The organism is Acinetobacter baretiae (genome assembly GCF_015627105.1).
Taxonomy (GTDB): Bacteria; Pseudomonadota; Gammaproteobacteria; order Pseudomonadales; family Moraxellaceae; genus Acinetobacter; species Acinetobacter baretiae.
Genome location: NZ_VTDM01000055.1, coordinates 1 through 4657 on the forward strand (window position 1 = coordinate 1; position 4657 = coordinate 4657).

Annotated in this window: 4 protein-coding genes; all 4 read right to left on the bottom strand. The window is 39.8% G+C overall.

Features of this window, described 5'->3' with window-relative positions; translation table 11 throughout:
• Positions 1–213: 213 nt before the first annotated feature.
• Positions 214–1458 carry a TolC family protein gene (locus tag I2F17_RS12325; protein WP_211140143.1) on the bottom strand — a complete coding sequence of 415 codons (1245 nt, stop codon included), beginning with the start codon at positions 1456–1458 and terminating at the stop codon, positions 214–216.
• Between the two features lie 53 nt (positions 1459–1511).
• A complete protein-coding gene (locus I2F17_RS12330) occupies positions 1512–2972 on the bottom strand; it encodes an HlyD family type I secretion periplasmic adaptor subunit (RefSeq protein ID WP_211140144.1) in 1461 nt (486 codons plus the stop codon).
• A gap of 9 nt (positions 2973–2981) precedes the next feature.
• The gene (locus tag I2F17_RS12335; protein ID WP_213014495.1) at positions 2982–4472 is read right to left on the bottom strand and encodes a type I secretion system permease/ATPase; all 1491 of its coding nucleotides are present in this window, start codon (positions 4470–4472) and stop codon (positions 2982–2984) included.
• A 1-nt stretch (position 4473) separates the two neighbouring features.
• On the bottom strand, positions 4474–4657 hold a 184-nt coding region (locus I2F17_RS12715), incomplete at its 5' end, for a transposase (protein ID WP_211139098.1).

Consider the following 4657-nt stretch of genomic DNA (forward strand, 5'->3'; position numbering starts at 1 on the left):
TTTCCAAGTTTCATTTTTATGCCATCGAGGTTGCCTATATAATAAGGTTGACCGTAGGGGTCTTTTTCAACTTGTGGACTATTTGCTGCAGACTCTTTTTGATGACATGCCATGGTCAAAAGCGACAAACATAACAGTACGGTCTTTTTTAATGTAGACACCATGTTTTATTTCCTATCAGCTGACATTTAAATAAAAATACTCTTTTAAAAATTAATAAAATAAATCAAACACTCTTAAACTAAAGCCTCCCGTAATTTGCAGTAAATTGATCTGCGCTTGTAAAAACTGATATTTCGCTTGAGTCAGTTTTAAGCGTGCTTCATACAACTCTTTTTCAGCACGAATACGTTCAACATTGCTCATGAGGCCATAGCGTTGCCCCAATGTACTTGAAGCAACTTTAGTTTCGTTGGTACGTACTAATGTTTCTAAGGCATGTATACGTTGTTGCCCTGTTTGAACTTTGCTGTGATTCTCAATTACACTTAAACGTATTTTTTCTTGGGTTAGACTTAAATCACTTTGTGCTACATGAATATTGGCTTGTGCTTGTCTGACTTGTACTTTGGTTTGTCCACCGGTAAAAAGAGGCAAATTCACCCCAACCCCAACATAAGCAGTGCGTGTATCTTCAGATTGGTAAATACCTGTATTACTTGGATTGTAGGTATAGCCCGATGACAGCTCAACGGTAGGGTAATAGTTGGCTTTGGCAATTTTTAATTCTTGCTCTGCTTTATTAATCAGTTGCACTTGCATCTGTATTTCTAAGTTTTTTGCAGTGGCTTGATTTTGCCATATCGATAATGCTGCTTCTGGAAAGTGAAGCATATTTATTTGGGCATTCTTTATTTCATTGAGTGCAATTGAACGTCCAACATAAATCTCAAGTTGAGCTAAAGCTTGTTGTAATTGCGCTTGTATGTCTAATTCATCTGCAAATGCTGACTCATAACCTGCTTGAGCTTCTTGAACATCAATAATCGATACGACCCCTTTTTCAAATTGCACTTGTGCTTGTTTTTGCTGTGCAGCAAAGGATGCTTGTGCTTTTTGGTTACTTAAAAGTGATTCTTGTGCAATCAGTACATTAAAATAGGCTTCGGAGACTTTTAATAATAACTGTTGTTCCGTTAAATCGAGTTGTTGATTGGCAAGCTGTATAACGACATCGGTGTTTTTAAATTTGTACCACTGGCTTAAATTAAAAATGGTTTGTGTGGCACTTAGTCTAAAGCTTTGAGTATTTTGTTGTGAAGGTCTTGGCTGAATCTGTTTTTGAACTTGGTATGCACCACTGACACCAATTTGCGGTAACAACACAGCTTGTGCAAGTGGCTTTTGCTCTAGCGTTGCCATACGCTCATAGCGACTTTTTTCAAGCACAGTGGCATGACTTTGTGCCGCTTGCATCGCTTCTTTTAAACTTAATGCATGGCTTATTTGGCTGGTCATGGTCATAAAGCCAATGCATAGTATATGAGTGCAGTAAGATCGAATCTTTATCATTATCGCTCTCTCATACTTTCATCAACTTTGGTTTGTAATGGGCTTAACAGATATGAAATGACACGTCGTTTACCGGTTTTAATTTCGGCAGAAACATTCATTCCCGCATCTACCCGAATCATTTTGCCATCAATATTTAAACTGTCCTGATCAAGGGTAATAATCGCACTGTAAACCAAACCTAAATCTTTGTTTTCAATGGAGTCAAAACTCACGCTTTTTACTTTTCCTGTTAAATACCCATAACGGGTATATGGAAATGACTCGACTTTCACCACAACATCTTGCCCTTCATGTACAAAGCCAATATCTTTGTTCGGTACAATGGCTTCAACTTCTATTCGATCTTTTGGCACAATGGTCATGAGTGGTTGGGCGGCTGTAACTACACCGCCTAAAGTATGCGTTGCAAGTTGCTGTACTGTGCCATCCACTGGTGCTGTGATTTTCATCAATTGTTGACGTTGTTGGCTCTTGAGTAACTCTGATGTGAGCTGTGGAATTTGCTCATTGGCCTGCCTAAGTTGATCGAAAGCGTCTCTTTTCAAGTTTTGGGTATTAAGTACGAGCTCATCTTCTGCCTGTTGAATGGCATGTTGTGCTTGCTGTGCATTTTGTCGTTGACTTAATAAATCATTTTTAGATTGAATATATTTGCTTTGCTGCTCTAACAAATTATGTTTTGCTAAAAAGTTTTGTGAAACCAATTCTTGATAGTCTGATGTACGTTGCTTTTCAATGTCAGTTACTGCAATCAATTTCTGAATTTGTGCTTGAGTCGAAGCCAGTTCAGAAGCATGTTGTGCTTTGATAGACATGAGTTGCTGATTTTTCGTCATCCATGTCTGGTATTGGTTTGCAACAAGGTGTTCTGCTTGTATTTTTTCTTCTGTAGAAATCGAAGCAATGATCTGCTGAATAATCTCAGTAGAATCATTTTTTGTCGGTGCAATGAGTTTCTCTAACGAAATATAACGTCGTTGTTCAAGTGATTGTAATAGTGATTCTGCACGCCATTTGGTCATGTACGTTGCTTTTAATGCGTCAGATGCACGGTGATAATCCGTTTCAGAACCGATACCTGAAAGTTGCAGTAAAACATCACCTTTTTTAACCATTTGCCCATCATGGACATTGATTTTATCAACTACCGCTGTTTCTAGTGATTGTATAGTTTTACTTCGCCCGCCTAGACTGGTTTTTCCTTGTGCTGTCGCAACAATATCAAATTTACCAATAAGAGACCAACACAGGGTTAAAAGTGCAAATATCATGATTAAACGTGCAGCAACTTTGGGAGCTGCAGACAATGGGGTTTCGGTCAACTCTAAATGCGCAGGTAAAAATTCACGCTCGTCTTTATCACGCTTTGGTGGGTCAAGTTGGTCTCGAATTGCCCATACTTGTTTCCATATTTTGACATATCTTTGAATAAAATCTTGAAAAGCTTGTTTATACATAACGCATACCTAAGATGACTGTAGATCAAATAGGTATTTGTAATACCCTTGTTTTTGGAGTAATTCTGCGTGTGAGCCTTGCTCAACAATTTGGCCTTTATCCATGGCGACAATGCGATGACAACCACGGACAGTCGATAAACGATGAGCAATAATAATCACCGTGCGGCCTTGGCAAATGGCACGCATATTTTTCATAATGGCATGTTCAGATTCATAATCGAGCGCACTGGTTGCTTCATCTAAAATTAGAATCCGAGGGTTGACTACCAATGCTCTAGCAATCGCTATTCGCTGGCGTTGTCCACCTGACAATCCTGAACCCTGCTCGCCAACCACAGTGTCATAGCCTTCAGTCAGTTCTGAAATAAACTCATGAGCACCTGCAAGCTGTGCTGCTCGAATCACACGCTCTAATGGCATACCCGGATCACTTAATGCGATGTTCTCTCGAATACTACAGTTCATTAAAATATTTTCTTGTAGTACAACGCCTATTTGACGACGTAACCAAGAAGGGTCTGCCAAAGCCAAGTCATTGCCATCGATCAGGACACGTCCTCGTTCTGGAACATAAAGTCGTTGCACTAAACGAGTAATGGTACTTTTTCCTGAACCTGATCGCCCAACCAGACCTAAGACTTCACCGGCACGAATGTCTAAAGAAAACTCTCTTAATACTTCTGGTGCATCTGGGCGATAACGAAAAGAAATTCGGTCAAATTGAATGTGCCCTTTGATTTCAGGTAAAGCCATACGGCTGGTTGGATTTTCAGTCGGTGTATTTAAAATGTCGCCTAAACGTGCAACAGAAATCCCCACTTGTTGAAAGTCTTGCCACAGTTGAGCTAAACGAATCACAGGTGCTGCCACTTGCCCTGCAAGCATGTTAAATGCAATGAGTTGCCCTACGGTTAAATCACCTGAAATCACCAGTTTTGCACCAAACCACAAGGTTGCCACAGTCACGAGCTTTTGAATCAGTTGTATACCTTGCTGTCCAATTGTAGCTAAACGTGTCACACGAAACCCTGCAGCAACATATGCGGCAAGTTGTTGATCCCATCTGCGTGTCATCTGCGGTTCAACAGCCATAGATTTAATCGTACTGATGGTACTGACTGATTCCACAAGAAAAGACTGACTGTCTGCATTTTTAGCAAACTTTTCATTGAGCCGAGTCCGTAAAATTGGACTGATACTGGCAGACCACAGGGCGTATAAAGGTAAAGATGCCAATACAATCAGTGTGAGCCAACCGCTGTAATACCACATCACGGCTAAGAAAATGAATGAAAAGCAAAAGTCTAAAACTGAGGTGAGTGCTTGGCCTGTTAAAAAGTTACGAATTTGTTCTAGTTCACGTACACGAGCAACAGTATCGCCTACTCGTCGTGTTTCAAAATAACTGATGGGTAAGCTGAGTAAATGTCTAAATAATCTTGCGCCAAGTTCTACATCAATCCGACTGGTGGTGTGTGCAAAGATATAGTCAAACAATCTAATTACTCATACAGAAATGAAAAAACATCTGAAAGAGTCGATCAATACAATCCTCTTGCCATTCTTTTCTCTTTTTCTTAATCCATGCCCAAGTCTTTTCAATAAAATTCAAATCAGGGCTATAAGGCGGTAACCATAAAATCTGATGCCCATAGTGTTCCAATAACTCCTGTATATCCGAT